Source organism: Bradyrhizobium sp. USDA 3311 (assembly GCF_054062495.1).
Genome location: NZ_JBSSFI010000001.1, coordinates 3,616,005 through 3,639,260, shown reverse-complemented (window position 1 = coordinate 3,639,260; position 23,256 = coordinate 3,616,005). Strand labels below are relative to the sequence as shown.

23 protein-coding genes and 1 riboswitch are annotated in these 23,256 nt (G+C 65.4%); of the genes, 4 read left to right on the top strand and 19 right to left on the bottom strand.

Annotated features, from left to right (window positions below):
* Positions 1-186: 186 nt before the first annotated feature.
* From ACVWW6_RS17300 to ACVWW6_RS17265, 8 genes are all read right to left on the bottom strand, one after another.
* Positions 187-966: an SDR family NAD(P)-dependent oxidoreductase gene (locus ACVWW6_RS17300; RefSeq protein WP_456681111.1), complete on the bottom strand. Its 780-nt coding sequence runs from the start codon at positions 964-966 to the stop codon at positions 187-189.
* A gap of 56 nt (positions 967-1,022) precedes the next feature.
* Positions 1,023-1,613: a thiamine pyrophosphate-dependent enzyme gene (locus ACVWW6_RS17295; RefSeq protein ID WP_456681110.1), complete on the bottom strand. Its 591-nt coding sequence runs from the start codon at positions 1,611-1,613 to the stop codon at positions 1,023-1,025.
* Complete coding sequence (locus ACVWW6_RS17290; RefSeq protein ID WP_271551428.1) at positions 1,613-2,155, bottom strand: thiamine pyrophosphate-binding protein; 543 nt, start codon at positions 2,153-2,155, stop codon at positions 1,613-1,615. Before ACVWW6_RS17290 ends, ACVWW6_RS17295 begins: the two co-directional genes overlap by 1 nt.
* A gap of 274 nt (positions 2,156-2,429) precedes the next feature.
* Positions 2,430-3,131 (bottom strand): GntR family transcriptional regulator, encoded by a 702-nt coding sequence (locus ACVWW6_RS17285; RefSeq protein WP_456681109.1) that lies wholly within the window; start codon positions 3,129-3,131, stop codon positions 2,430-2,432.
* Between the two features lie 109 nt (positions 3,132-3,240).
* Positions 3,241-3,984: an aspartate/glutamate racemase family protein gene (locus tag ACVWW6_RS17280; protein ID WP_110117210.1), complete on the bottom strand. Its 744-nt coding sequence runs from the start codon at positions 3,982-3,984 to the stop codon at positions 3,241-3,243.
* 9 nt (positions 3,985-3,993) lie between these two features.
* The gene (locus ACVWW6_RS17275; RefSeq protein ID WP_110117211.1) at positions 3,994-5,259 is read right to left on the bottom strand and encodes an NAD(P)/FAD-dependent oxidoreductase; all 1,266 of its coding nucleotides are present in this window, start codon (positions 5,257-5,259) and stop codon (positions 3,994-3,996) included.
* A gap of 3 nt (positions 5,260-5,262) precedes the next feature.
* Positions 5,263-6,924: a thiamine pyrophosphate-binding protein gene (locus tag ACVWW6_RS17270; protein WP_028174504.1), complete on the bottom strand. Its 1,662-nt coding sequence runs from the start codon at positions 6,922-6,924 to the stop codon at positions 5,263-5,265.
* 147 nt (positions 6,925-7,071) lie between these two features.
* Positions 7,072-7,989: an NAD(P)-dependent oxidoreductase gene (locus ACVWW6_RS17265; protein WP_456681108.1), complete on the bottom strand. Its 918-nt coding sequence runs from the start codon at positions 7,987-7,989 to the stop codon at positions 7,072-7,074.
* Positions 7,990-8,101: 112 nt separating this feature from the next.
* Between ACVWW6_RS17265 and ACVWW6_RS17260 the strand changes: the two genes are divergently transcribed.
* Both ACVWW6_RS17260 and ACVWW6_RS17255 read left to right on the top strand, forming a co-directional pair.
* Entirely contained in the window at positions 8,102-8,938 is an 837-nt protein-coding gene (locus ACVWW6_RS17260) for a transporter substrate-binding domain-containing protein (RefSeq protein ID WP_060908733.1), read from the top strand.
* A 215-nt stretch (positions 8,939-9,153) separates the two neighbouring features.
* A complete protein-coding gene (locus ACVWW6_RS17255) occupies positions 9,154-9,882 on the top strand; it encodes an aspartate/glutamate racemase family protein (RefSeq protein WP_038965675.1) in 729 nt (242 codons plus the stop codon).
* A 45-nt stretch (positions 9,883-9,927) separates the two neighbouring features.
* Here ACVWW6_RS17255 and ACVWW6_RS17250 read toward each other — a convergent pair whose 3' ends face one another.
* The 4 genes from ACVWW6_RS17250 to ACVWW6_RS17235 all read right to left on the bottom strand — a co-directional run bounded on the left by ACVWW6_RS17250 (position 9,928) and on the right by ACVWW6_RS17235 (position 13,928).
* Positions 9,928-10,086, bottom strand: a complete 159-nt coding sequence (locus ACVWW6_RS17250; protein WP_165448172.1) for a hypothetical protein — start codon at positions 10,084-10,086, stop codon at positions 9,928-9,930.
* Between the two features lie 80 nt (positions 10,087-10,166).
* Entirely contained in the window at positions 10,167-10,913 is a 747-nt protein-coding gene (locus tag ACVWW6_RS17245) for a metallophosphoesterase family protein (protein WP_011089558.1), read from the bottom strand.
* Positions 10,914-10,959: 46 nt separating this feature from the next.
* Positions 10,960-11,038: riboswitch (SAM riboswitch) on the bottom strand.
* 23 nt (positions 11,039-11,061) lie between these two features.
* Complete coding sequence (locus tag ACVWW6_RS17240) at positions 11,062-12,570, bottom strand: carboxylesterase/lipase family protein (RefSeq protein WP_060908734.1); 1,509 nt, start codon at positions 12,568-12,570, stop codon at positions 11,062-11,064.
* A gap of 17 nt (positions 12,571-12,587) precedes the next feature.
* A complete protein-coding gene (locus ACVWW6_RS17235; protein ID WP_060908735.1) occupies positions 12,588-13,928 on the bottom strand; it encodes an MFS transporter in 1,341 nt (446 codons plus the stop codon).
* Positions 13,929-14,135: 207 nt separating this feature from the next.
* Between ACVWW6_RS17235 and ACVWW6_RS17230 the strand changes: the two genes are divergently transcribed.
* Positions 14,136-14,786, top strand: a complete 651-nt coding sequence (locus tag ACVWW6_RS17230) for a TetR/AcrR family transcriptional regulator (protein ID WP_028174499.1) — start codon at positions 14,136-14,138, stop codon at positions 14,784-14,786.
* 159 nt (positions 14,787-14,945) lie between these two features.
* Here ACVWW6_RS17230 and ACVWW6_RS17225 read toward each other — a convergent pair whose 3' ends face one another.
* The 6 genes from ACVWW6_RS17225 to ACVWW6_RS17200 form a co-directional block, all read right to left on the bottom strand.
* On the bottom strand, positions 14,946-15,731 hold the full coding sequence (locus ACVWW6_RS17225; RefSeq protein WP_028174498.1) for an ABC transporter permease: 786 nt from the start codon (positions 15,729-15,731) through the stop codon (positions 14,946-14,948).
* Complete coding sequence (locus tag ACVWW6_RS17220; RefSeq protein WP_271551626.1) at positions 15,728-16,540, bottom strand: ABC transporter permease; 813 nt, start codon at positions 16,538-16,540, stop codon at positions 15,728-15,730. Before ACVWW6_RS17220 ends, ACVWW6_RS17225 begins: the two co-directional genes overlap by 4 nt.
* 85 nt (positions 16,541-16,625) lie before the next feature.
* Positions 16,626-17,675, bottom strand: a complete 1,050-nt coding sequence (locus tag ACVWW6_RS17215; protein WP_456681107.1) for an ABC transporter substrate-binding protein — start codon at positions 17,673-17,675, stop codon at positions 16,626-16,628.
* Positions 17,676-17,703: 28 nt separating this feature from the next.
* Positions 17,704-19,011, bottom strand: a complete 1,308-nt coding sequence (locus ACVWW6_RS17210; protein WP_456681106.1) for an NAD(P)/FAD-dependent oxidoreductase — start codon at positions 19,009-19,011, stop codon at positions 17,704-17,706.
* Between the two features lie 16 nt (positions 19,012-19,027).
* Positions 19,028-19,744 carry an HAD family hydrolase gene (locus ACVWW6_RS17205; RefSeq protein WP_375762412.1) on the bottom strand — a complete coding sequence of 239 codons (717 nt, stop codon included), beginning with the start codon at positions 19,742-19,744 and terminating at the stop codon, positions 19,028-19,030.
* A gap of 35 nt (positions 19,745-19,779) precedes the next feature.
* Positions 19,780-20,862: an ABC transporter ATP-binding protein gene (locus tag ACVWW6_RS17200; protein ID WP_456681105.1), complete on the bottom strand. Its 1,083-nt coding sequence runs from the start codon at positions 20,860-20,862 to the stop codon at positions 19,780-19,782.
* Positions 20,863-21,073: 211 nt separating this feature from the next.
* Here ACVWW6_RS17200 and ACVWW6_RS17195 point away from each other — a divergent pair, with 211 nt between their 5' ends.
* The gene (locus ACVWW6_RS17195) at positions 21,074-22,012 is read left to right on the top strand and encodes a LysR family transcriptional regulator (RefSeq protein WP_110117222.1); all 939 of its coding nucleotides are present in this window, start codon (positions 21,074-21,076) and stop codon (positions 22,010-22,012) included.
* Positions 22,013-22,059: 47 nt separating this feature from the next.
* Here ACVWW6_RS17195 and uxuA read toward each other — a convergent pair whose 3' ends face one another.
* A complete protein-coding gene (gene uxuA, locus ACVWW6_RS17190; protein WP_456681104.1) occupies positions 22,060-23,250 on the bottom strand; it encodes a mannonate dehydratase in 1,191 nt (396 codons plus the stop codon).
* Between the last annotated feature and the right edge of the window lie 6 nt (positions 23,251-23,256).

Here is a 23,256-nt window from a genome sequence, read left to right as displayed (position 1 = left end):
CTCCGAGTCGTCCTGGCGAAAGCCAGGACCCATACCGCATGATTTATCGAGCGCGGTTGGTCGTCGTACCGAACGTCGAGTTTTCGCCAAATATCTTTCTGGGGTAATGGGTCCTGGCTTTCGCCAGGACGACATCGAAGACATCGCCGACTGCTTCGTCCTCCGCTCGCGATACCGCGCGCCCCCCTACTTCTCCTTCACCGGCACCGTGTAGTTCAGGATCAACCGGCCGCCATCGGGATAGATCGTCTGCCCCGTGATGTAGGACGCATCGTCGCTCGCCAGGAACGCGACGACGGAGGCCACTTCGCTCGGCTCGCCGCCGCGGCCGATCGGTGTACGCGACAGCACGGTCTTGCGCGCATCGTCGGACGTGTAGATCGCGGATGCCACCATGTCGGTCAGGATCGTGCCCGGCCCGACCGCGACGACACGAATGTTGTGCGGGGCGAGCGCGACGGCCGCGACCGAGGTCAGCTGCTTCATGCCGCCCTTCGACATCGCGTAGGTCGCAAGCGCAGGGATCGCCAGCAGCGCGTTCACCGAGGACATGTTGATGATGACCCCGCCGCCGCCCTGCGCGATCATCTGCCTTGCGGCCGCTTGCACGCCGAAGAAGGCGCCTTTCAGATTGATGCCGATGATTTCGTCGAATTCCTCTTCGGAGATCTCGAGGATGTCCCGGTTGCGGGCGACGCCGGCATTGTTGACCATGATGTCGAGCCGGCCGAACTCCTTCACGGCGGTCGCGACGAGCTGGTCCACGTCAGTGCGCTTGGCGACGTTGCCGACGACGGCGCGCAAGGCATCCGGCCGTCCCAATTCAACCGCCGTCGCGGCAAGTCCCTCGGCATCGACGTCCGAGATGACGACCTTGACGCCGTCGTCGAGGAATCTCTTCGCGCAGGCCTTGCCGATGCCGCGTGCCGCGCCGGTGATGGCGGCGACCTTGCCGGATAGTTTCATGGTCTCACTCCAGGATAGCTGCTTAGGCAGCGAGCTATCCCGGAGAGGACCCCGGTTCAAGCCGCCGCAAATCCGAGATGAGCACGGAACCGGTTCTTGATAAAGACGGCATCGCGCGAGGGCAGCGAGCGCGGCGGATTTTCCGCCAGAACCTTGATGACGAAGAGTCGCGGCCCCTCGCCCGGGGAGGCAATCTGCGCCGCGAGACGTTCCACCTCGGCGATCGTCCGCGCGGTTCCGGTCGCGGCAAAGCCGCAGGCCATGGCAATCGCGGTGAGATCGACGCCGCGCCCGGTGTGGCTCGCCTGCATCCCGGTCTCGCCGAAATGCTGGTTGTCGATCACAACGATGTCGAGATTGCGCGGGCGCGCGACGCCGATGGTGGCGAGTCCGCCGAGGCCCATCAATTGCTCGCCGTCGCCGGTCAAAGCGAGAACGCGCTTTCCGGGCTGTGCCTGCGCCAGTCCAAGCCCGATCAGCGCGGCGCCGCCCATCGCGCCCCAGAGATAAAAATTGCCATCGTGGTCGCCGACGGAATGAAGATCATAGGTCGGGGAGCCGAGACCGGCGACGACCAGCGAGTCCTTGCGGTTCCTGAGAAGCGCAGCGACGGCGGCACGGCGATCGAGTTGAGCTTGCATTGACATCACCACTTCTTCTTGCCGATCAGGCGCTGTCCGATCAGCACTGCGATTTGCTGATCGGCATCGTAGGCGAGCGATGCCGCCGATTCGACCGTCTCGACCAGATCCTCCGGCGTCTCCGCGCGCATCACCTTCAGCCCGATCGCCTCCAGCGAGGGCTGCGTGGCCCGGCTCATCGGCACCTGCCAGGGATTGAACTCGGCCCATTCGCCGCGCATCGTCACCAGCATCAGCAGCGGAAAGCGGCCGATCGCCGAGAGCGACAGCATGTTGATGCAATTGCCGACCCCGCTCGACTGCATCAGCAGCACGCTACGCTGGCCGCCGAGCCAGGCGCCGGCGGCAATCGCGACGCCCTCCTCTTCCGTCGTCAGCACGTTGGTGGTGACGTCGCGGTCGGCCGAGAACATGCGGATGAGCTGGCTGTGGCCGGCATCCGGGACGTATGACATCTGCCTGACGTCGGCGGCCTTCAGGACGCGATAGAGCTCGGACGGCCAATCATCGCTGCTGCGCGTTTCAGGATTCGGTTGAGGGCTGTGCACCGCTTGTCTCCGTGAAATTCGAGCGGCAAGCTAGCGAGGTTCGCGCGCGAAAGCTCTGACCGTCTGGTACGATCTGGTATCGACGGATTGTATAGCTGCCGAGCCGCGAGCCACCGACAGTTTCCCCGGCGTCATGGCCGGGCTCGTCCCGGCCATCCACGCCTTGCCACGCGGCACAAAGAACGTGGATGCCCGGGACAAGCCCGGGCATGACGACCTCTGTTGAATGTTCATGGACGATTGCGATCGCGCAAGCGGGGCGAGGTGAAGCGCCTCAATTCGCCGCCGACCTCGCGGCCGGCATATAAATCTGCGCGTAGCCTTCCTTGATCGCGGATGTGATGCGGTCGAGGCGGCGGTCGATGTGCTTTTCCAGCACGGAGACGCAAGCCTCCTCATTACGTGCCTTCAACCCTTCGACGACGGCGCGGTGCTCGGCCTGGGTGTTGGAGCGGTTGATGCGGTCCATGTCGATCCAGCGCACGAAGCGGATGCGGGCGTTGACGTTGCGCAGCACGCGCAGCATCTCGGCGTTGTTCGACATCGCCATCAGCCGTTCGTGAAAGGTCTCGTCGAGCTCGACCAGTTCCACTGATGTGCGCTCGCCGGGATCGGGACCGGTCGCTTCGAGGAATTTCAGGAGCGCGTCGATGTCCTCGTCCTTGGCGCGCTTGATGGCGAGACGAACCGAGGCGACCTCGATCGACTTGCGCAGCTCGTAGAGATCGAAGATCTCGTGCGCGTCGAGCTCGCGGCAGAAGAAGCCCTTGCCCGGCGTGAAGCGCAGGAAGCCTTCGGTGTTGAGACGGTTGAGCGCCTCGCGCAGCGGCGTCCGGCTGACGCCGAGACGTTTGGCCAACTCGCCTTCGTTGAGCCGTTCGCCCGGCTTGAACTCGTAGCTCACGGCCATCGCCTTGAGCTGTTCATAGACGCGATCGACGATGCTATCGGAAGCCAGTTCCACGTTGCTCTTCATAAGCTGCATTCATGCCCGAACACAGCCCAATATACCGGGGCTGTGAAGTCGATTGCAATGCAAAGGACAGCTTAGCAGCGTTTGTTCAGAGCTTTGCGACACCCCGGAATCAGGCAAAGACGCGCGGGCGCAGTCCAGCATGAAACCAGGTGATCATGGAATAGATATCATAGACCGGGAGCCCGACCTCGGCCTGCAACGCCGCCGCATAAGGCGGCATGTTGGTGCACTCGAGCACGATGGCGCCGACGTCGGGGTTCTTTGCGACAAGCTGCTTGCCGGCCTCGACCACGTCGCGCTCGGCCAAGCCGACGTCCATGTCGTCCTTCTCGGCCTTGATCAGGACGCGGAAAAACTCCTTGCCGTTCTCGGTGCCGACCAAAGGCGTGTCGAGTGGCACGCCGGCACCTTCGAGATGCGCCGGCGTCAACGTCGAGCCCGACACCGTGACAAGGCCGACGCGCTTGCCGGGCGGCAAGGTCGCCTGCACCCACGGCACCTGCATCAGCGACGAGGTCGCAACCGGCACGCCGACGGCCGCCGCGATCTCCCTCTGGAACAGCGAGAGGAAGCCGCAATTGGTGGTGATGGCCTCCGCACCAAGCCGCACCAGGTCCTTGGCCGCGTCGATGAAGTCAGGCAGCAGGCCGGCCGCGCCCTTCAGCACCACCTTCTCCGGCGAGGCGCCGCTCACCACGCGATAGAGCACGGGGAACGGCCAGGTCGTGCCGTTGCCCATGTCGCCGGGAATGCGCGGAAAGCGCGCTTCCAGCATCAGGATACCGAGCGGCGCGCCATAGATGGCCTTGCCGCCACGGGCGATGCGGGAGGATGAGTTGGCAGGAGTGGTCATGGTGCGACCTCAGAGGAAGCGAGTGGGCGAAAACGGCGCGAGCGGAATCTCGGGCTGCTTGCCGCTCAGAAGCTGGGCGACGAGACGCCCGGTGCGGGCCGAGCCGACCAGGCCGACATGGCCATGGCCGAAGGCATAGACGATGTCACGCGAGGCGCGCGCGTGGCCGATGCAGGGCAGTCCGTCCGGCATGCTCGGACGATGACCGAACCAAGTCTTGATGCGCGAGGCCGGAATGTCCCTCGGAAGTTTCGGGAACATGCTGAAGAGATGGTCGCGCAAGATCTCGGCGCGCTTCCAGTTCGGCGCGGCCTCGAGGCCGGCGATCTCGACGGTGCCGGCGGCGCGCAGGCCCTTGTTGGTCCAGTTCACGACCATTTTCGCGTCGGACGCCATCATCGAGCTGCGCGGACCGGATTCCGGGTTCTCGATCATGACGTGATAGCCGCGCTCGGTCTCGAGCGGCAATGAATCGCCCACGGACGCGGTGAGCTGCTTCGATCTGGCGCCGGCGGCGACCACCGCAGCATCGCAAGCAATCTCACCAGTCTCGGTGACGACAGCGACGAGCTTGTTGCCGGAAAGCTTCAGCCCCGTCGCCTTGGCGCGCACGAGCTTGGCGCCGCTTGCCAACGCGTGATTGGCCAGTGCTGCAACGTAAGCGCCGGGATCGCGGCAGCGGCCGGCTTCTTCCACCACCACGCCAAAGCTGTAGCGCGGATGCAGGTCCGGCTCGCGCTGACGCATCTCGTCGGCATTGAGCTCCAGCCACTCGACCCCGACACGCTTGCGCAGCCGCCAGCCGAGATCGTGGTCAAAGTTGCCGCGCGACGGGAAGACATGCATCACGCCGTTGCGCTCGACCAATTCGGGGACACCGGCTTCTTCCGCGAGCTTCCGGTGCAGCAGCGGCGCGTCCTTCAGGAGATCGCGGAGCGCGAAGGCGGTCTTTTCCACGCGCGCCTCGGTCCAGCCCGAGAGCAGGTACTTGATCAGCCAGGGCAGCGCCTTCGGCAAATACGACCAGCGGATCGCGAGCGGGCCGAGCGGGTCCATCAGATAGAACGGCACCTTCTTCCAGATGCCAGGTTCGGCCGGCGGAATCACCGAATGCGAGGAGAGCCAGCCGGCGTTGCCGTAGCTCGCCGCCTGTTCGCCACCGGGCTCGCCGGGATCGATCAGCGTGACGCGATGGCCCTCGCGCAGCGCCTCGATGGCGCTGATCACACCGACCGCGCCGGCTCCGATGATGGCGACGTGGCGGCCTTCGGACATCGCTTACGCCTTCACCGACGGCACAAAATCCTTGCCGACCGAGATCGCGCGCGGATCGATGATGCAGTGGAGGATCGACGGCTTGCCCGAAGCCAGCGCGCGCTCGAACGCCGGCGCGAACTCCTCGGTGCGCTCGACGCGCTCGCCGTGACCGCCGAACGCCTTGGCGTACATCGCAAAGTCCGGGTTCTTGAGCTGAGTGCCGACGACGCGGCCGGGATAGTCGCGCTCCTGGTGCATGCGGATGGTGCCGTATTGCGAATTGTCGACGACGATGACGACCAGCGGCGCGTCGTACTGCACGGCGGTCGCAAACTCCTGCCCGTTCATCAGGAAGCAGCCGTCGCCGGCAAAGGCGACGACAGTGCGATCCGGATATTGCCGTTTCGCCAGCACCGCCGCCGGCACGCCGTACCCCATCGAGCCCGAGGTCGGGGCGAGCTGGGAGGCAAAACTGTGGAAGCGGTGATGGCGATGGATCCAGCCGGCATAGTTGCCGGCGCCGTTGCAGACGATCGCGTCCTTCGGCAGCCGGTCGCGCAGCCAGGTCATGACCTGGCCGTACTGGAACGTGCCCGGCAGCTCGCGCGCCTTCTCGGTCCAGGCGAGGTAATCGGCATGCGCCTTGGCCGCCTCGCCCTTCCAGGCAACCGCCCCGGAGGGCTTCAGCGTCTCGACGGCCGCGGCGAACGCGGCGGGCGTCGCCTGGATCGCGAGCGCCGGCTGATAGACGCGGCCAAGCTCCTCGGAGCCCGGATGAACGTGGATCAGCTTCTGCTGCGGGGTCGGAATGTCGAGCAGCGTGTAGGACGAGGACGGCATCTCCGACATGCGGCCGCCGATGAGCAGAACGACATCGGCGCCGTCGATGCGCGCCTTCAGGCCCGGGCTCGGCCCGATGCCGAGATCGCCGGCATAATGCGAATGGTCGGCGTCGATCAGCGAGGCCCGGCGGAACGAGGTTGCCACCGGCAGGTCGAACCGCTCGGCAAAGCGCGCGATGCTCCTGGTCGCCTCATCGGTCCAGCGCGAGCCGCCAAGAATGACGAGCGGCGCCTTGGCGCTCGCGAGCATGGCGCTGACACGCTCAATGTCCGCGGGCGCGGGCCAGCTCACCGCCGGCTCGATACGCATGGCATCTGCGACAGCGGCGGTCTCGGTCAGCATGTTCTCCGGCAGCGAGATCACCACGGGCCCCGGACGGCCCTGCATCGCGACCCGGAAGGCGCGCGCGACCAGTTCCGGAATGCGGTCGGGACGATCGATCTCGACCGCCCATTTCGCCATGGTGCCGAACACCGCCTTGTAGTCGAGCTCCTGGAATGCCTCGCGTTCGCGCATGCCGGTATCGACCTGGCCGACGAACAGGATCATCGGCGTCGAATCCTGCATCGCGATGTGGACGCCGTGGCTGGCATTGGTCGCGCCGGGGCCGCGGGTGACGAAGCAGACGCCCGGACGCCCCGTGAGCTTGCCATAGGCCTCCGCCATCATCGCAGCGCCGCCCTCGGCGCGGCAGATCATCACGTCGATCGGGCTGTCATGCAGCGCGTCCAGCGCCGCCAGATAGCTCTCGCCCGGCACGCAGGTGACGCGCTCGACGCCTTGGGCGACGAGCTGATCGATCAGGATCTGGCCCCCGGTGCGGGTGTTACGAATGGTCATGACAGCTCCCTGCAGGCTTTGGCGACGCGCTCGGGCGCCTCGCGAAAATGTCGTTCGCGGGTGGCGTAGGACAGGCCAACAGGAGGCGCAAGATCGAAAGGCTTCCCGCTCCCTGCGCAGGCGTCATGCCCGCCCCTGCTGTTTGCACTACCGCCCATTCGCGATGATGCGGCGGCAATGATCCAGCGCCGCGCCGATCAGGTTATCGCTCGCCTCCGGCGTGCGGAACGCCGAATGCGCCGAGAGCGTCACGTTCGGCAGTTTGGTCAGCGGATGGCCCGGGGGCAGCGGCTCGACGGTGAAGACGTCGAGGCCGGCATGGGCGATGTGGCCCGAACGCAGCGCATCGCACATCGCCTCCTCGTCGACCACGGCGCCGCGCGCGGTGTTGATCAGGATGCTGCCCGGGCGCATCATCCTGATGCGCTCGCGCGACAGGAAACCCTTGGTCTCGTCGTTGAGGAGCAGATGCAGCGAGACGACGTGGCTGTCCGCGAGGAGCTTCTCCAGCGGGACGAATTCGACGCCCGGATGCGTCTTCGGCGATCTGTTCCAGGCGATCACCTTCATGCCGCAGCCAAGCGCCATGCGCGCGGCTTCCGCCGCGATGCCGCCGAAGCCGATCAGGCCGAGCGTCTTGCCGGTGAGCTGCAGCGCATCGCGACGCAGCCAATTGCCCTCGCGCATGCCGCGATCCATCTCTCCGAAGCTCTTTGCAGAGGCCCACATCAGGGCGATCGCGCATTCGGCGACGGCGGTGTCGCCATAGCCCTTGATGGTGTGAACCGAGATGCCGCGCTGGCCCAGCTCCTCCGGATTCATGTAGCTGCGCGCGCCGGTGCCGAGGAAGACGACGTGCTTCAAGGCAGGACATTTCGCGGCAATCGCCGTCGGCACCGCGGTATGGTCGACGATCATGATCTCCACACCGTCAAGAAGGCGTGGCAGGTCGTCGGGAGTGATCGCGGGGTTGCGGTTGATGCCGACCGGAAGGCTGTCCCCGCGCAGCAGTTTCTCGGTCACCGCGGCAAGGGTGTCATTGGCATCGACGAAGAGAGCGCGCACGGGCCTGTCTTTCCTGTCCAGTTTAAAATACCGTATTGCATTTTAATCTGAATACAGAAATAGTCCAGACGCCGGGTTCGAATGTCCAGAAGCGACTGCCCAGGAGACTGCCATGAATCGCAGGGATGCACTCACCACTGTCGCCCTCGCCGGAGCCGCGATCGCCGCAACCGGTTCGGCCAAGGCCGACACCGCGCCGGGCTCGACGCTCGAACGGATCAAGAAGAGCGGCGTGCTGCGGATCGCCGTCATCGCCGGCCAGGATCCTTACTTCCACAAGGACCTCACCACCAATCAATGGTCGGGCGCCTGCATCGACATGGCGAACGACATCGCCGGCAAGCTCGGTGCCAAGGTCGAGACGCTGGAATCGACCTGGGGCAACCAGATCCTGGATCTCCAGGCCGAGAAGATCGACCTTGCCTTCGCCGTGAACCCGACACCGGAGCGCTCGCTGGTCATCGACTTTTCCACGCCCATCCTGGTGCACTCCTTCACCGCCATCACCAAAAAGGGTTTTGCCAAGCCGCAAACCTGGGCCGAGCTGAACAAGCCCGAGGTCAAGATCGCCGTCGACATCGGCTCGACCCACGAGACGATCGCGCGCCGCTATTGCCCGAAGGCGACGATCCTCGGCTTCAAGGAGCGCAACGAGGCGATCCTCGCCGTCGCAACCGGACGCGCGGACTGCAACATTTCGCTGGCGGTGCTTTCGGTCGCGACCTTGAAGAAGAACCCGACGCTCGGTGAGCTCGCGGTGCCACGTCCGCTGCTCACGCTGCCGACCAACATGGGCATCCGCGCCGAAAGCGACCGGCGCTACAAGGACTTCCTCAGCGCCTGGGCCGACTACAACCGCTCGCTGGGCCAGACCCGCGAATGGATGTTGAAGGGTTTTGAAGCCGTAGGTCTCGGCGCGGACGACATTCCCGGCGAAGTGCAGTTCTGAGCGCCAATCCGCGATGTATGTCTGGGGATTCGCGGTGCTCAAGCCGTACCGGAGCCCGCGTCGGCTTCATGAATGATGGCGTCATGGCCGGGATCGGTACGCCAGAGGAGATGATCCGCCAGCCGCGCAGCGAACGGCGGAAGTCCCTCCTCAGCCGGTTTCACGAAACGCATTAGACTGCCGGCCACGACCATCCCGAATCGGTGGGACGAACCATGAAACTCCGCGGCGGCTTCACGAATTACGGCGAGACGATCGGCATTCTGATGCTCGATACCCGCTTCCCGCGCCCGCGCGGCGACATCGGCAACGCGCTCTCCTACGACTTCCCGGTGCGCTACAAGATCGTGCGCGGCGCGCACGCCACAAGGATCATGGGCGACCAGCCCGATCCGACCCTGCTCGAGCCGTTCATCGCCGCGGCCCGCGAATTGGAAGCCGACGGCGTCAAAGCGATAACGACGAGTTGCGGCTTCCTCGCGCCGTTCCAGAAGCAGCTCGCGGCTGCCGTGAACATCCCGGTCTTCACCTCGAGCCTGATCCAGGCGCCGCTGATCCACGCCATGCTGCCGCCCGGCAAGGTCATCGGCATCTTCACCGAACGCGGCCACCACATGAACGAAGGGCACTTCCGCGGCGTCGGCTGGTCGCCGGACGACATTCTCGTTCAAATCCAGGGCATGAAGCCCGATGCGCAGTTTCCCGCAACCTACATTCTCGGCCGCGAAGAGCTGGACACTGACGTGCTGCGCGCCGAGATGATCGAGATGACGGAAGCCTTCATGGCGTCCTGCAAAAATCCCGGCGCGATCCTGTTCGAGTGCACCAACATGTGCCCATTCTCGCGGGACGTCGCCGAGGTGTCGGGTCTGCCGGTGTTCGACATCAACACCCTGATCAACTTCTTCCATCGCGCGGCCCATCCCGTGCCGTTCCTGCGCTGAACCAGCCGGGACAGGCGGCGAGGCGCGCGATGAACGCGCACGAGCCTAAAATAAGGCGGCGTTGACAGCCTGTCCGTAGATCATTGCAGCAACGAGTGAGAGCAGCAGGCCCGCTCCCGAGAAGATGACGACGACTTTCAGAGTCTCGACATCGACATTGGTTCCCGTCGCGCGGGATATTGCTCTTGCCAGTGCAGCAATCATCGCCAGCTCCGAAGCGGGCCGCGCGGAAGCGAGGCCTCACTTCATCTAGCGTTACTCGGCGCATTCGCGTGTGAAGCAGATTACAGGTGATCCCGCTGCACCCAGCCCGTTGCAATCGCGCTCGCCCAGGTGAGCATTCCCCTGGCCCGCGCCAATGCTGCCATGGCCGTGGTGTCGTAGGCCACGTAGCGGAGCGTCGCGGACCAGCCTCTGTTGGCATGCTCCAGAATTGCGTAACACGCATGAGGGGTGCCGACCTCGACCACGTAGGGAACGGGCATCTTCCCGTCGTAACCGGGCAATCCAACGCTGCCGGGATTGACGACCAGCCGGCCATCCTTCAGACGCACCACGCGCGGAATGTGCGTGTGTGCGCACAGGATGATCTCGGCGTCGATCCCCTCGGCGCCGGCCTCAATAGAATCAATCCGGCTCGGACGCGGGCAGCCGTCGCCCGCGATGTGGTCGAGCCAGAACGCAGCATCATTCCCTGGCGATCCATGGCACAGGAACGCCCGCCCCCTATACATGAGCGTGGACGGCATGCTTGCCATCCACTCGAAATGCTTGCGTTCGAGCTCTCGGAAATCGCTGCGCGCCGATGTGCCGGCCTGCCACAGCTCCACGAGAATGCGGTCCTGATCGCCCTTGATGGACGGAAAGCCTCGCTCCATCAGCAGGTCAGCCGTTCGGGCCGCTTCGAGCGGACCGCTAACATGGTCGCCCAGGTTCACGACCTCGTTGATGCCGAGCGCAGCAATGTCCGCAAGGACGGCTTCGAGCGCCGGACGATTTCCGTGCACATCCGCGATGGCAGCAAATTTCACTTGGCCTCTCCATTCGAGATGGCCGACGATTCACCCAATGCGGGACGATGCAGGATAGCGGGTCTCTTTAGCTGCATTTTTAGAAGCGCCCGCAAGCTGAGGATCAAATCGGCGCTGGACGAACGCTTACATGACCAAGGTGCTGCGATCAACCGATCTTCGCTCGCGCGGCCGGAGCCTGCGGCGCGCCGCGTTGGGCCGACAGCTCCGCCCACAGGCGGGAGCGCACGCCTTCATTGAGAGGCACAATGTGGAACGGCTGGCCGAAGATTGCGAGCGGCTCCTTGGCCGGCTCGAACCGCGGCCAGGCTTCCGCGATGTCGGGCGCGCCGGATGTGACGAAGCGCAGCACGCTTGCCTGAAACCGCGCGGCGACCTCGATATCCTCGGGCGTCATCGGCCCGCCCTTGCGCTTCAGGATCGGGCGGTCGATGAAATCCGGCGGGTGCGCCCAGAGGCAGGCATTGTCGGCACCGTGGGTCGGCCCCTGCGACAGGAACGGCTCCAGCGCCGGGCGATGGTCGAACCGGCTCAGCCACACCGCGCCGCCAGCCGCGGCATGAAGCCGCGCAAGATCTGCCATGGGGCGATGCCAGAACGCGTCGGACAGCAGCGCCTCGTACGGATCCTCGTCGACGCGCGCTGTGGCGCGGTAATACGCCAGCAGACGTTGCCAGCCGGCATCGCCGACTGCGGCGCGCACTTGTCGTTCGGTGGTGCGGATCATCGCGGCCGGCGGCGTGCTCTTCAGGAACATCACCATCTCGTCGCGGCAGGAGCCGAGCCAGAGCGGAATGTCGCGCAAGGTTCCTTCGGCGAAGACGTCCCGCGGCTCGCGCGGAATCACGATTCCGTCGAGCACCGGGCCGAACACGGTGCCTTGTTCGGTCTCGTCCGCAAGCCCGCGACTGACGCGCTCCACCGCCGCGAAGAGCTTTGGCAGTGGCAAAGAGGCAATCGCGGTTGGGTCGTACGCTAATTCGAGCTCGGCAAGCACGCGGCGTGCAACGTCGTCGGCATGATCGGCGCTCATGATGTTCCGCCCGGGCGCGCTGAGCGCGAGGGCGCGAATGAACTTGCCTCTGGCCTGCGGCAGGGTTGCGAGCGCGATCACCATCGAGGCGCCGGCCGACTGGCCGGACAGCGTGATCGCGTCAGGATCGCCGCCGAAATCCGCGATATTGGCGCGCACCCAGTCGAGGGCGGCGAGCGAATCCGAGATCGCGAGGTTGTTGGCCTCGCCGAGCCCAAGGCGATGCAATTGCAGGAATCCGAGCGGGCCGAGCCGGTAGTTGATGGTGACGATCACCGCCGGACCGTGCGCGGCGAGGAATGCGCCGTCATAGTCGGCGCCGCCGCCGGTGACGAAGGCGCCGCCATGGATGAAGACCAGCACCGGCAGCGGCCGATCGGCCTCTGCCGGCGTCCAGATGTTCAGGCTGAGACAGGCAGCCTCGTCCGCATGATCGAGATGGCCCGGCTGCGGCGCGTAAGCGCCGTAGCCCGTGCAGCGGAGCGGCTCCGTCCACGCTTTCGGCGGCATTGCCTTGGCAAAGCGCGGCGCGGTTGCGAACGGCACGCCCTTGAAGGCACGCATACCGGCCTGCGTGGTGCCGACGACGGGGCCACTCGTGGTCTGAACTGCGCTGGTCAGCATGCGTGCCTCGTCTTCACTCAAGCGCGCCGCTTGCCGAGATCGGCGATGTCGACGGTGTGGGTTTCGCGCGCCGTCGCCGCAGCGGCTGCCGAGATCACGCAGCAGCAGGCGACGAAGATCGCGACGGGGACCCAGCCGTTCGGCCCCTCCCCGACCAGGCTCGCGCTCACCAGCGGCGTGAAGCCGGCGACGAGAAAGCCGAGCTGCGTGCCGATCGCGGTGCCGGAATAGCGCACGCGCGCCTCGAACATCTCGGCGTAGAACGACGGCCAGATCGCGTTCGGCGCGGCGTAGACGATGCCGGACAGGATCATCGCGGCGGCGAAGATCGCGATCGTGTTGCCTGACGTCACCAGCATGAAGTACGGGAACAGCAGCACCGCGCAGCCGAGCACGCCGCCGATGAACACCGGCTTGCGGCCGATCTTGTCGGCGAGCAGGGCCCAGAGCGGCTGGGTGAGCAGCGCCGTGACGTTGCCGAGCACGCCGGCCCACAGCATGGTCGGGCGCGCCACGCCGAACTTGCTGGTGGCATAGCCGAGCGCGAACACGGCGGTCATCGTGCTCACGGTCGCGATCAGCGCGCAGACGATGACGCGCAGCACGTCGGGCCAGTAGTCGCGCAGTAGGGCGACGACGGGGAAGCGCGCAACCTGCGCCTTGTCCTTGATGTCTTCGAACACGGGCGTTTCCGGCATGGTCCGCCGCACCAGGTAGGCGACCAGCAGCACCAGAGCGGAAAGCAGGAACGGAACGCGCCAGCCCCAGTTCAGAAGCTGGTCCTCCGGCAGGCTCGATACCGGAATGAATACCAGCGTCGCCAGGATCGCACCGGCCTGGGTGCCGCTCAGGGTCCAGCTCGTGAAGAAGGCGCGGTTGGAGTTGGCCGAATGCTCCAGCGTCAGCGAGTTCGCCCCGCTCTGCTCGCCGGCGGCCGAGAGGCCCTGTAACAGGCGAAGCAGCGTCAGGATGACGGGCGCGGCATTGCCGATCGCGTTGGCATCCGGCAACAGGCCGATCGCAAGCGTCGAGCCACCCATCAGTACCAGTGTGAACAGCAGCACCGTCTTGCGACCAATGCGGTCGCCGAAATGGCCAAGGATGACGGCGCCGACCGGCCGCGCGATGTAGCCGATGCCGAAGCTGAGGAGCGCGAGCAGTGTCCCGGTCGAGGGATCGACATTGGCGAAGAACACTTTTGGAAAGATCAGCGCGGCCGCGGTGCCGTAGATGAAGAAGTCGTAGTATTCGAGCATGCTGCCGACGAAGCTGACCAGCGCGGCGCGCTTCGGCAGCTTGCCCGGTGTTGCCTCCGCTGCGGATGACGCGTGCAGCGATGCGGTTGACGTCAACGTCATTGCAAGTCCTCCCCATGTGTCCGGTGCGGCTCGCGTCAGGCGGTCCGCCGCGCGCGCGTTTTGTGGTTCTGGTTGCCGCAACCGTGGTTTGGAGGGATAATGTACGAACTAGTACGTTTATGCAATACGCGTTGGATCAAGGCACGGACGGGTGAAATTTGCCTTCACCTTCAAGGTGATCCGTGGAAACTGGCGGGAGAAACAGTGATGCTCGAGCGCATGCCGCCCCCATCGAAGCGCACCAACGACCCCGAGCGCACCAAGCGCGACATCCTCGAAGTGGCGATGGCCGAATTCGCCTCGGAGGGCTATTCCGGCGCCCGCGTCGATGCGATCGCGGCCCGCACGCGCACGTCGAAGCGGATGATCTACTATTATTTCGGCGGCAAGGAGCAGCTCTACCTCGCGGTGCTGGAGGAGGCCTATCGCAGCATCCGCGCGCTGGAGGATCAGCTCGACATCGAAAGCTGCGATGCGCGCGAGGGATTGCGCCGGCTGATCGAGGCGACCTTCGACCACGACGAGCGCAACCCGAACTTCATCCGCCTCGTCTCAATCGAGAACATCCATCACGGCAAGCACCTGAAGCAGAACCTGCAACTGCGCCAGCTCAACGCCAGCGTGATCGCGACGCTCGACGGCATCCTCGAGCGCGGCCGCACTGAGGGCGTCTTCCGCGACGACGTCGACGCCATCGACCTGCACCTGGCCATCAGTTCCTACTGCTTCTTCCGCGTCGCCAACCGCCACACCTTCGGCGCCCTGTTCGACCGCGACCTGAGCGAACCCAGGATGCTGGCGAGGAGTCGGACGCAGATCGTGGAGATGATTTTGGCGTGGCTGGGGGCGAAGGGGTAAAGCGGCGAGAATAGCGCCAAATATTCCGTGTCGTCCTGGCGAAGGCCAGGACCCATAACCACCGAACGCAGTTTGGCGAAAACTCGGGGTTACCAGCTCGTGCGGCAACATCTCCCTGGGATAATGGGTCCTGGCTTTCGCCAGGACGACGAACAAGAATCACCCGCTCCGCTTCCCCCGCGTGCTCGCCAGCAGCACCAGCATGAACGAGGCCGCCGTCATCAGCGTCGAGATCGCGGCGATGGTCGGGTCGATCTCGTCGCGGAGCGCGGTGAACATGCGCTTGGTCAGCGGCTGGTACTGCCCGCCGGAAATGAACAGCGCAACGATGGTCTCGTCCATCGCCGAGATGAAGGCGAAGATGCCGCCGGCCACCACGCTGGACTTGATCTGCGGCAGCGTCACCGCGAAGAAGCTGCGCAGGCGGTTCATGCCGAGGCTGCGCGCCACCATCTCCTGCGCCGGATCGAAGCTCTGCAAGCCCGCGAGCACCGAAATGATGACGTATGGCAGGCCCAGCATCACATTGGCGAGCACGAGGCCCGGCAGGGTCGCGACCAGGCCGACCTTGGCATAGACGAAGAAGATGCCGACCGCGGTGATGATGATCGGCACCACCAGCGGCAGCAGCAGCATCATGTGGATGAGGCGCATAATGCGCAGCTTGGACTGGCTGATGGCGTAGGCGGCGGCAACCCCGAGCGGCGTCGCGATCAGAACGGTCAGCAGCGCGACCGTCAGCGTCACCCGCGTCGCCTGCATCCAGGCCGGGTTTGAAAAATACTGCTGGTACCAGCGCAGCGAGAAGGACGGCGGTGGAAAGGTCAAGAAGCGCGCGCTGGAGAAGGAGATCGGCGCGATGATCAGCACCGGCAGGATCAGATAGACCAGCACCAGCGCGCTGATCACGTAGAGGGCCATCCGTGCGGGGGACAATCGCGTCATTTCTGCCCCAATATGCGATCGAGCGAAATGAAGCGGCTGACGATGAGGAAGATCAGGAGCACGCTGACGAGCAGCACCACCGCGACGGCGCTCGCAGCCCCGAACTGGTTGTAGAGCTCGACATTGCGGCTCACCAGCATCGACACCATCACGGTGCGGCCGCCGCCGAGCAACTCCGGCGTAATGTAGAAGCCGAGGCAGAGCACGAACACCATGGTGCAGCCGGCGAGCACGCCCGGCAGCGACAGCGGCAGGAAGACACGGACGAAAGTGAGCGACGGGCTCGCCCCCAGGCTGGCGCCGGCCTGCATCAGGTCGCCGGGGATCTTCTGCATGGTGGCATAGAGCGGCAGCACCATGAACGGCAGCAGGATGTGCACGGTCGCAACCACCGTGCCGAAGGTGTTGTGGACCAGCGCGAGCGGCTCGGAGATCACATCGAGATAGCGCAGGAACTGGTTGATCACGCCGGTGCGCTGGAGCAGCGCGAGCCACGCATAGGCACGCACCAGCACGCTGGTCCAGAACGGCAGCACGACCAGCGAGAGGATGAGGATGCTCCACCCTTTCGGGACAGAGTTGGCAAGATAGGCCACGGGATAGCCGAGCAGCAGCGCGATTCCCGTGACCGCGAGGCTGATCTCGAAGGTCAGCGCGAAGCTGCGCCAGTAGATGTCTTCGGTGAAGACACGGCGATAGTTCTCCAGCGTGAAGCCGTCATGGTAGACCGACTGCAAGACGAGCCAGCCGACCGGCAGCACGATCAGAGCCAGGATCACCAGCAGCGCCGGCGACACCAATGCCAGCATCAGGCCGTGCTCGCGGCGCCGATGCTTTTGGGAGGGATCTGGCACTGATATCGTCAACGCTGCCTCGCTTCGCCTGGCTCTTCGTCTACTTCTGCATGAACGAGGCCCAGCGCTTCTCCGCCGCCTCGCCGGCCGGCGAGGACCACCAGGCGTAGGACATCAGCGCCTGCTTGGCCGCGTTGGCCGGCTCGCTCGGCAATTGCGCCGCGCGCTCGGGCTTGATCACATTGGTCTCGAACGCCTTGGGATTGCCCGGACCGTAGTCGATATGCAGCGGCAGATTGGCCTGGTGCACGGGATCGACGGCCTCGTTGAGGAATTTCACCGCGGTCTCGAGATTCGGCGCGCCCTTGAGGATGCAGAGCGAGGTGCTCTGAAGGATGCCCTGGTTGTAGGTGAAGGACACCTTGGCGCCCTCCTTGGCCACCGCGCTGACGCGGCCGTTCCAGGCCATCTCCATGTCGACCTCGCCGTCGTTGAGGAGCTGCGCCGACTGCGCGCCTGACGTCCACCACACCGTGATGTGCGGCTTGATCTCCTCCAGCTTCTTGAAGGCGCGATCGACGTCGAGCGGGTAGAGCTTGTCGGGCGCGACACCGTCGGCCATCAGCGCCGCTTCGAGCGTGGCGATCGGATGGTTGCGGAGCGCGCGGCGGCCGGGGAATTTCTTGACGTCCCAGAAATCGACCCAGCTGTTCGGCGCGTCCTTCGGGAAGGTCTTCTGGCTGTAGGCCAGCACGCTGGAATAGAACTCGTAGGACACCGAATAAGGGCTGCGATAGACCTCCGGCATCGCCGCGGCGTTCGGGATCTTCGAGAAGTCGAGCTTCTCGATCAGCCCCTGCTCGCCGCCGCGCAGGCAATAGCCGGTGGGCGTGTCCACGACATCCCAGATCGGCTTGCCGCTGCCGACCTGGGTCTTGATCGCGGGCCAGGCGTCGGGAATGGAATCCTGGTTGATGGTGATGCCGAGCTTCTTGGCGGAGGGATCGAGGATCGCCACCGTCTGCGCCTGCTGATAGGCGCCGCCCTGCGAGACGAAGGTGATCTGCTCGGCCGCGCTTGCCGCCGTGCCGCCAAACGCGATCGCGCCCAACAGGGCGTAGCCCAATGCGGAATTCTGTTTCGTCGTCATCCTCGCCTCCTCCATCGCCAAAGTGATTTCACTGACCGATCGCATCGAGAAACTGGTACCAGCCGGCGACCATGCGCACGGCCGGCTCGCGCAGCGGATAGAATGGAATCGCCTTCATGCGCCGCGCGTCGAGCAGGCCGACATCCGGCGTCTCACCGCGCACGAAGGCGGCGAGATAGCGCCCCATCAGGCTCGACATCGCAACGCCGGCGCCGTTGTAGCCCATCGAGAACAGCGTGCGGTCGTCGAGCCGGCCGATATGCGGCACCGAGTCCAGCGTCATGGCGACGAGGCCCGACCATTTGTAGGCGAGCGGCACCTCAGTGAGATCGGGAAAGATGCCGACCATCGCCTTGCGCAAGGCGTCGAACGCGGTTTCGGAGTCCTGCTTGCCGAAGGCGCCGCGGCCGCCAAAAATGACGCGGTTGTCGACCATGCGGAACCAGCGCATCATGCGCTTGGTCTCGGTGTAGGTGCGCCCCGTCGGCATCAGTTTTCCGGCGAGATTGCGCGGCAGCTTGTCGGTCGCAATGATGGCGCTGCGGAACGGGATCAGCGTGCGCTGCATCTGCGCGGTGGCGCCGGTGAGGTCCGAGTAGCTGTTGGTGGCGATGATGGCCTGCTTCGCCCGCACCGCGCCCTGCGGCGTCTCCGCGACGATGCCGCCCTGCTCTCGCCTCAGCCTGAGCACCGGCGATTCCTGGAAGATCGGGACACCGCGGCGTGCCACGCCGTCGGCGAGACCGCGCAGATAGTTCAGCGGATGAATGCCGCCGGAGCCGGGATTGAGCACGCCGCCGACGAAGATGTCGGAGCCGGTCTCCTCGCGCACGCCGCGCTTGTCGAGGATGCGGACCTCCACATCGCCCATCTCGCGCGTCATCCAGTTGGCTTCGTCGATCGCAGCCCTCAAGGTCGTCTCGTTATGCGCCGCCTTGACCTGGCCGGCGCGCGTCAACGCGGCGCTGCTGATGCCGAACTCGGACACCAGCTCCTCGACGATGTCGGTGGATTCATGCGCGATCTCGTACATGCGCCGCGCCATGGCGCGGCCGTGCACGGCGTCAATCTCGCGAAACGAGAGACGGAACTTTGCGGTGATCACCCCGCCATTGCGCCCGCTCGCGCCCCAGCCGGGGCGGTTAGCCTCGAGCACGATCGGCGACAGGCCGCTCTTGGCGATGTGGTGCGCGGCGGAGAGGCCGGTATAGCCCGCACCGATGATCACCACGTCCGCCTGGCTCTCGCCCGACAGCACCGGAAACGCGCGCGCCGGTTCCGCCGTGGCTTCCCACAGCGAGTTGGCCGATGGCAGCGCGCTCCAGTCCCGTGTCATGCCCGCGCTCACCGATTTAGGCCGCCGGCCCGATCGCCGCGTCGGCAAGTGCCTTCAACGTCGGGAAATGGAAGTCCGGCTTGGTCAGCGTCTCCACCGCCGGCGTGCCGCCGAAGCCCGCGATGCCCTGGCGGCGCTCGATCCAGCACACCTTGTAGCCGAGCTTCCGAGCGATCCCGATGTCGTGGTACTGGCTCTGCGCGACGTGGAGGATGTCGGACTGCTTGTAGCCGAAGGCCGATTGGCGACCCTTGTTGTAGGCGAAGAACTCCGGGTTCGGCTTGGCGACGCCGGTGTCGTCGGCGCAGACGGTGTCGTCGAAGGGATTGCCGAGCGCGTGTGCGTAACAGGACAGCGCGACGCGATCTGCATTGGTCATCGCCACAAGGCGGAATTTCGTGCGCAGGCGCTTCAGGGCCTCGACCGAGTCCGCGAACGGCCCCCAGCGCAGCACCGACAGCTGGAAGACGTCGCAGGACGCATCGTCGGAAGGCAATCCGAGCTCCTTGGCGAGATGGCGATAGACGTGGAACATCGCCTCGCTGGAGCGCTCGTAGTGTTTGTCGCGGCCGCGCTTGTAGGGCTCGAAGATCTGCTCGTCGCTGAGCTCGGCCGGCGACTTGCCCGAGATCTTGCGCACGGCGGAGAGCACGCCGGCCTCGAAATCGATCAAGGTGCCGACGACGTCGAAGGTGAGGACCTTGAAACTGCTGAACGCGGCTTGGAACGACATGTTGGTCTCTTCTCTCGGGTTGGACTAGGCTGGATTCAGTCCCCCACCCTGGGCACGACGATGGTGTCCTCGGGGTGGAGGGTGACGGTGAGGCTGCCGCCGAGCGGCGGGATGCGGCTGTAGGCCTGGTGGTAGCTCGGCTGGCGCAGGCTGAGCGCGACGCCGCCTTCGAGCGCCAGGAAGATGCGCAGGCTCTCGCCCTGGTAGACGATGTCGGTGACGGTGCCGCTGAGCCGGTTGCAGGCGGCATCCTGCGCGCCGTCGTCGATCAGCAGCTTCTCGCTGTGCACGGCCAGCATCAGGGCGTCGCCGTCGGGAATGGCGCGGGCACTGCGCAACAAGGCGCTGCCGAGCGCCACGCTGGAGGCATCGACGCGGCGGACGGGCAACATCGTCGCCTCGCCGATGAAGCTTGCGACGAAGGAATCGGCGGGATGGTCGTGCAGACGTGCCGGCTCGTCGATCTGGATCAGCCGGCCGTCCTTCATCACGGCGACGCGGTCGCTCATGGTCAGCGCCTCGCGCTGGTCATGGGTGACGTAGATGATGGTGGCGCCGATGCGCCGGTGCAGCGCGCGCAGCTCGATCTGCATGGATTCGCGCAGCTGCTTGTCGAGCGCGGATAGCGGCTCGTCCATCAGGATCAGACGCGGCTCGAAGATCATGGCGCGTGCCAGCGCCACGCGCTGGCGCTGGCCGCCGGAGAGCTGCGCGATGCCGCGTTCCTCGTAACCGGCAAGGCCGACCATCGCGAGCGCGGCGCGGACCTTCGCCGGCCAGCTCGCTCTCGGCAGGCGGCGCGCGCGCAAGGGGAAGGCGACGTTCTCGCCGACGCTCATATGCGGGAACAGCGCGTAGTTCTGGAACACGACGCCGATGTCGCGCTTGTGCGGCGGCATGTAAGTGACGTCGCGGCCGCCGAACAGGATGGTGCCGCTGGATGGCAGGATGAAGCCGCCCAGGATGCCGAGCAGCGTGGTCTTGCCGGAACCGGAGGGGCCGAGCAGGGAGACGAACTCACCGGCGCCGACATTGAGGGACACGTCGTCGAGGGCGCGAACCGCGCCATAAGCCTTGCTTGCGGACCTGATCTCGACGCTTTCCGCTCGTTTGTCCAACGATCGACCTCGCCATGTCCCGAGCCGGCGTGCCTCACTGCGCGCCATAAGCCTGCTTTATAGACAGGGATTTGGAGCACTCCCGGTTGCAGCGTGCACTGCAACCAATCCTTTGCTCGAAGCCCCTGTCTTTAGGCTGCCATGCGAATGACACCAGACTTGGCAAAACTCGGCAATTGCCAAATTCTCACCCGGCTCATAACATGACCTTATGCCCGAGCTCCGCCGGATGCTGCCGTCCAGTAACGCCCTGTTCGTCTTCGACGCAGCAGCGCGCAATGGCAGTTTCACCGCGGCGGCCGCCGAATTGAACGTCACGCAGCCCGCGGTGAGCCGGATGCTCGGCCAGTTCGAGCAGCATCTCGGCGTCCGCCTGTTCGACCGCAAGGCCGGCCGCGCGGTGCTCACCGAGGAAGGCGAGTTGCTCTATCGCCGTGTGCTCGAAGGCTTTCGCAGCATCGAGAGCGGACTCGTGGAAATCGAACGGCGGCGCAAGGGCACCGAGACGGTGACGCTGTCGGTCTCCTCCGCCTTCACCACGCATTGGCTGATGCCGCGCATCGACAAGCTGCAGCGGCAGTTTCCTGAGGTCGATTTGCGCTTCCAGCTGATCTCCGGCGCGCTGCGCGGGCCGGTGGAGAATGTCGATCTCGGCATGCGCTTTCGCGACCGCGACGAGCCGTCGTCCGGCGGCACGCTGGTGATGAAGGAAGTGATGCTGCCGATGTGCAGCCCCGGCTATCTCGGCGAGACCGACCCTGCCGAGGGCAACACCATCATCCGCCTCGCCGAGACGCCGGGCGACTGGGCCGCGGATTACGCCTCGCTTCTCACCGGGCGCCGCGGTGCGGCCAAGGCGCTGAGCTTCACCGACTATGCCGTCGTGATGCAGGCTGCCCTGCTCGGCCAAGGCATTGCGCTCGGCTGGCTGACGGTCGCTTCGCACTGGCTCCTGACCGGCGCGCTGGTGCCGGCGTCCGACACGCTCACCACCACGCGCCGCATCTGCGAATTCCTGCCGCCGCGCAACCGGCCGATGCGCCCCATCGCCACCGAGATCCGCGACTGGATCATCGCGCAGATGAAAAGCGAGATCGCCGCGATCGACAAGCTCTATCCGAAACTCGGCGCGATGGCCGCGTGCTATTAGTTGCCCCCTCTCCCCGCAATCGGGGAGAGGCGAAGCGCACCACGCCGTCACCGATGCTCGATCGCCCTGATGGCGCCGCGGAGCTCGGCGAGGCCGCGCAGGCGGCCGATCGCGGTGTAGCCGGGATTGGTGCGCTTGGTGGCGGCGAGATCGTCCAGCATGCGGTGGCCGTGATCGGGGCGGAACACGATTCTCTTGTCGGGCGAACGGCGGGCGTTCTCCTTCAGCAGCGCCTTCAGCACCGCGACCATGTCGACGTCGCCGTCGAGATGATCGGATTCGCAGAACGACAGGCCGTCGGCCTCGCGCTTGGTCGCCCGCAGATGCGCAAACGCAATGCGCGGGCCGAAGCGCTCGGCCATTTCAGGCAGGTTGTTCTCGGGCCGCACGCCGAGCGAGCCCGTGCACAGGCAGATGCCGTTGGCCTTCGACGGCACGGCGTCGAACAGCGCCTGATAGTCGTCGGCCGAGGAGGCAATGCGCGGCAGTCCAAACAGCGGACGCGGCGGATCGTCGGGATGCAGGGTCAGCGAGACGCCGAGCTGTTCCGCAACGGGGGTGACGCGCTCCAAAAACTCGGCGAGATGCTGTCGCAGGATTCTTGGCGTGATATCGCGGTACGTTTCGAGCCGGTCGCGGAATTGCGGGATCGTCATCGGCTCGGTTGTCGAGCCGGGCAGCGCGCTGGCGATGACCATGACGAGATAGTCGATGTCGGCCTGGCTCATCTGGTCGAACAGCGTTTTCGCGCGCGCTTGCTGCTCCGGTGAATACTCCTGCGCGGCGGCCGGACGCTTAAGGATGTGCAGCTCGAACGCGGCAAAGCGATCCTGGTCGAACCGCATGGCACGAGCGCCGTTCGGCAGCTCCCATTCCAGATCGGTACGGCACCAGTCCACCACGGGCATGAAATTGTAGCAGATGATCTTGATGCCGGAAGCGGCCACGGCCTCAAGGCTCGCGATCCACGCCTCAATCGACTTCGTCGCCTTACCGCCGAGCCGCTTGACGTCGTCAGGGATCGGAATCGACTCCACCACCGACCACGTCAGTTGCGAGCGGCCGGGCTGGCCGCGCTCGATGAAGTTCTTGCGCTCCTCGACCGCCTTGCGCGTCCAGGCCTCCCCGATCGGCACCTGATGCAGCGCCGAGACGATATCCGTCGCCCCGGCCTGCCTGACGTCATCGAGCGAGACCGGATCGTCCGGTCCGTACCAGCGCCATCCTTGCAACATCATCGAGAT

Bases quoted from the DNA above. Each gene is read 5' to 3' on its own strand.
- ACVWW6_RS17300 (WP_456681111.1), bottom strand. From the start codon at position 966: ATGAAACTATCCGGCAAGGTCGCCGCCATCACCGGCGCGGCACGCGGC.
- ACVWW6_RS17295 (WP_456681110.1), bottom strand. From the start codon at position 1,613: ATGTCAATGCAAGCTCAACTCGATCGCCGTGCCGCCGTCGCTGCGCTT.
- ACVWW6_RS17285 (WP_456681109.1), bottom strand. From the start codon at position 3,131: ATGAAGAGCAACGTGGAACTGGCTTCCGATAGCATCGTCGATCGCGTC.
- ACVWW6_RS17280 (WP_110117210.1), bottom strand. From the start codon at position 3,984: ATGACCACTCCTGCCAACTCATCCTCCCGCATCGCCCGTGGCGGCAAG.
- ACVWW6_RS17275 (WP_110117211.1), bottom strand. From the start codon at position 5,259: ATGTCCGAAGGCCGCCACGTCGCCATCATCGGAGCCGGCGCGGTCGGT.
- ACVWW6_RS17270 (WP_028174504.1), bottom strand. From the start codon at position 6,924: ATGACCATTCGTAACACCCGCACCGGGGGCCAGATCCTGATCGATCAG.
- ACVWW6_RS17260 (WP_060908733.1), top strand. From the start codon at position 8,102: ATGAATCGCAGGGATGCACTCACCACTGTCGCCCTCGCCGGAGCCGCG.
- ACVWW6_RS17255 (WP_038965675.1), top strand. From the start codon at position 9,154: ATGAAACTCCGCGGCGGCTTCACGAATTACGGCGAGACGATCGGCATT.
- ACVWW6_RS17250 (WP_165448172.1), bottom strand. From the start codon at position 10,086: ATGATTGCTGCACTGGCAAGAGCAATATCCCGCGCGACGGGAACCAAT.
- ACVWW6_RS17240 (WP_060908734.1), bottom strand. From the start codon at position 12,570: ATGCTGACCAGCGCAGTTCAGACCACGAGTGGCCCCGTCGTCGGCACC.
- ACVWW6_RS17235 (WP_060908735.1), bottom strand. From the start codon at position 13,928: ATGACGTTGACGTCAACCGCATCGCTGCACGCGTCATCCGCAGCGGAG.
- ACVWW6_RS17230 (WP_028174499.1), top strand. From the start codon at position 14,136: ATGCTCGAGCGCATGCCGCCCCCATCGAAGCGCACCAACGACCCCGAG.
- ACVWW6_RS17225 (WP_028174498.1), bottom strand. From the start codon at position 15,731: ATGACGCGATTGTCCCCCGCACGGATGGCCCTCTACGTGATCAGCGCG.
- ACVWW6_RS17220 (WP_271551626.1), bottom strand. From the start codon at position 16,540: ATGCTGGCATTGGTGTCGCCGGCGCTGCTGGTGATCCTGGCTCTGATC.
- ACVWW6_RS17215 (WP_456681107.1), bottom strand. From the start codon at position 17,675: ATGACGACGAAACAGAATTCCGCATTGGGCTACGCCCTGTTGGGCGCG.
- ACVWW6_RS17210 (WP_456681106.1), bottom strand. From the start codon at position 19,011: ATGACACGGGACTGGAGCGCGCTGCCATCGGCCAACTCGCTGTGGGAA.
- ACVWW6_RS17205 (WP_375762412.1), bottom strand. From the start codon at position 19,744: ATGTCGTTCCAAGCCGCGTTCAGCAGTTTCAAGGTCCTCACCTTCGAC.
- ACVWW6_RS17195 (WP_110117222.1), top strand. From the start codon at position 21,074: ATGCCCGAGCTCCGCCGGATGCTGCCGTCCAGTAACGCCCTGTTCGTC.
- uxuA (WP_456681104.1), bottom strand. From the start codon at position 23,250: ATGATGTTGCAAGGATGGCGCTGGTACGGACCGGACGATCCGGTCTCG.